The following is a 3,137-nucleotide window of genomic DNA, read 5'->3' on the forward strand; positions in this document are numbered from 1 at the left end:
ATGTGTATAAGGGACAGGAACCGGTGCGGGTGGCCGGGCAGTCGGCGGGGGCGGCCGGGGAACCGGGGCGCCAGTCGGAGCATCCCGCACCCCCGTCGGTCGCCACCTCCACCCCCATCCCTACCTCTACCTCGGTCCCCGCCCCCGCCCCTACTCCCGACGACGTCACCGCCTGGCTCTGCACCACCCTCGACGACCTCCTGCGCACCGAGACCCCCGTCACCCCCGAAGCCGACTACTTCGAGCTAGGCGGCAACTCGATCATCGCGCTCCAGCTCGCCGACCGCGTCCAGGAACGCCACGGCTTCCGCCCCCGCCTCCTCGACACCTACGACCACCCCCGCGTCGGCGACCTCGCCACCCTGATCCGCACCCGGTCCGCGCCCCCGGCCACCGCCGTCCCGCCCGTCACCCCGCAGGACGGCCTCGTGCTCTCCTACGGGCAGGAACGCATGTGGTTCCACCACCAGCTCGACCCGGACACCACCCTCTACAACCTCCCGATGGTCGGCCACGTCCACGGCGACCTGGACATCGACGCCGTCCGGGGCATGTGGGAGGACCTGGCCGACCGGCACGAGGTCCTGCGCTCCAACCTCGTGGACGACGACGGCGCCCCCGCCCTGCGGATCAGACCGGAACTCGGCGACTTCTTCCGCTTCGAGGACGTCTCCGCCGCCCCCGACCCCCAGGACGCGGCGAGGGCGCTGGTCCGCGAGGCCGCCGGGCACCGCTTCGACCTCGCGTACGACCCCCTCGTCCGCCTCCTCGTCGTCCGCGTCGCCGAGCGCGAGCACGTCGTCCAGGTGACCATGCACCACGCCGTCAACGACGGAGGGTCGCCCAGGATCTTCGAACGGGAGCTGCCCGAGCTGTACGAGGCGCGCCGGACCGGGCGCGCGCACCGGCTGCCCGCGCTGCCGGTGCGGTTCCGTGACTACGCGCGCTGGCAACGGGAGCTGGTGGAGTCCGCCGCGCTGGACGGCGAACTGGACTACTGGAAACGCCGGTTGACCGGCGTCGTGCCGCTGCGGATGCCGACCGACCTGCCCCGGCCCGCCCGCAAGGGGCACACGGGCGCGCTGTACCCGTTCACCGTGCCCGCCGATCTCGTACAAGAGCTGCGCAAGCTCGCGGTACGGGAGTCGGCGACGCTGTTCGTGACCCTGCTCGCCGCGTTCTACCTGCTGCTCGCCCGCCACAGCCGGCAGGACGACCTGGTCGTCGGCACGCCCACCACCGGCCGGACCCGGCCCGAACTCCAAGGGCTCGTCGGGTTCTTCAACAGTACGGTCGCCCTGCGCGCCGACCTCGCCGGCGACCCCGCCCTCTCCACGTTCGTGGGACGCGTACGGACCGTCGTCCTGGAGGCCCTCGACCACCAGGAGGTGCCCTTCGACCGGGTCGTCAACTCCCTGCTCACGCAGCGCGATCCGAGCCGCTCGCCGCTCTTCGACGTGTTCTACGTGCACCAGGAACTGCCGCCCGTGCAGCAGATGGGCGGCGCGTCCGTCGGCTTCTTCGACACGCACCGCACGACGGAGAACCTGTTCGGCGGGATGCCCGCCGGCACCGCCAAGTTCGACCTGACCCTGATCACCGAGGACCGGGAAGGGCAGGACGAACTGACGGCGTGCCTGGAGTTCAGCACGGAGCTGTTCACCGAACGGACCGCCGCCGCGCTGACCGCCGAGTACCTGGAACTGCTGCGCGCGATCACCGCCGAGGGGAGCGGCGGCCTGCCGCTGTCCCGCTTCCTGCGCGGGGAGCCCGAGACGGTCGCGGCGGCGTTCGAGGCGGTGGCCGTGCGGCACCCCGGCCGGATCGCCGTACGCGACCGGGACGGACGGCTCACCTACGGCGAACTCGACGCCCGTGCCGGGGAGCTGGCGCGGCGGCTGGCCGGGCGTGGGGTCGGGCCCGAGGACGTCGTCGCGGTCGTGCTGCCGAGGACCGTGGACCTGGCGGTCGCCGTCCTCGGGGTGCTGAAGGCGGGGGCCGCGTACGTGCCGGTCGACCCCGCCTACCCGCGGGGCCGGGTGGCGTATCTCCTCGATGACGCCCGCCCGCGCGTCACGCTGACGACCCCGGAGGCGGCCGCGGGCCTGCCGGGGGCGATGACACCGGAGGGCGGGGGCCCCACCGCCGACCCCGTACCGGCGGGCCCCGGCAACGCGGCATACGTCATCCACACCTCGGGATCCACCGGGCGGCCCAAGGGCGTGGTCGTCGCGCACCGCAGCGTCCTCGCCTTCGCCTCCTGGATCCGTGAGGAGCTGGGGGACGCCGCGTTCGCCCGCGTGCTCGGGGCGACCTCGCTCAGCTTCGACCCGTCCGTCCTGGAACTCCTCGTCCCGCTGCTGGCCGGCGGCAGCGTCGACCTCGTCCGCAACCTGCACTCGCTGCTCGACGGGGAGGCGTGGACCGGGAGCCTGCTGCCCGGGGTGCCGTCGGTCTACCGGCGGGTCAGACAGGCCGAGTGGGCCGACGAACACGCCGGACACTACGTGTTCGGCGGGGAACCGCTCCCCGGCGACCTAGTCCGGGAGATCCGGCGGCGCGCCCCGGACGCCGTGGTCGTCAACGCGTACGGGCCCACCGAAGCCACCGTCTACACGACCGTCGGCCGCTGCGGGCCCGGCACGGACGGCGACCCGCCGATCGGGCACCCGGCCCCCTACGCCCGGTGCCACGTCCTCGGCCCCGGCCTGCGGCCCGTGCCGCCCGGCGCCACCGGGGAGCTGTACATCGCCGGTGAGGGGCTGGCCCGCGGGTACGCGCACCGGTTCGCGGCGACCGCCGAACGGTTCGTCGCCGATCCGTACGGCGCGCCCGGGACACGGATGTACCGCACCGGGGACCTGGTGCGGCAGGGCGCCGGAGGGCTGGAGTTCGTGGGCCGCGCCGACCGGCAGGTCAAGGTGNNCGTCGCGCTGCCCGAGGTGGCGGCGGCCTGCGTGGTCGCCACCGAGGACGGCGAGGGCGACCACACGCTGACGGCGTACGTCGAGCCGGTCCCCGGCGCGCGGCTCGAGACCGACGCCGTACGCCAGGAACTGGCGCGGGAGCTGCCGGCGGCGTTCGTCCCCGCGGCCGTGGTCGCGCTGGACGCGCTTCCGCTGACGCCGAGCGGCAAG

General features: G+C 74.2%; 2 protein-coding genes. Both read left to right on the top strand.

Annotated elements, in window-relative coordinates; translation table 11 throughout:
- Nucleotides 1-29 precede the first annotated feature (29 nt).
- Nucleotides 30-2,924, top strand: a 2,895-nt coding sequence (locus AOK24_RS28425; RefSeq protein ID WP_240554162.1) for a non-ribosomal peptide synthetase, incomplete at its 3' end; no start/stop codon positions are given.
- Between the two features lie 9 nt (nt 2,925-2,933).
- Nucleotides 2,934-3,137 (top strand): AMP-binding enzyme (locus AOK24_RS51240; RefSeq protein ID WP_276206861.1); only part of this gene is annotated, 204 nt, incomplete at its 3' end.

Source organism: Streptomyces niveiscabiei (assembly GCF_001419795.1).
Classification (GTDB): Bacteria; Actinomycetota; Actinomycetes; order Streptomycetales; family Streptomycetaceae; genus Streptomyces; species Streptomyces niveiscabiei.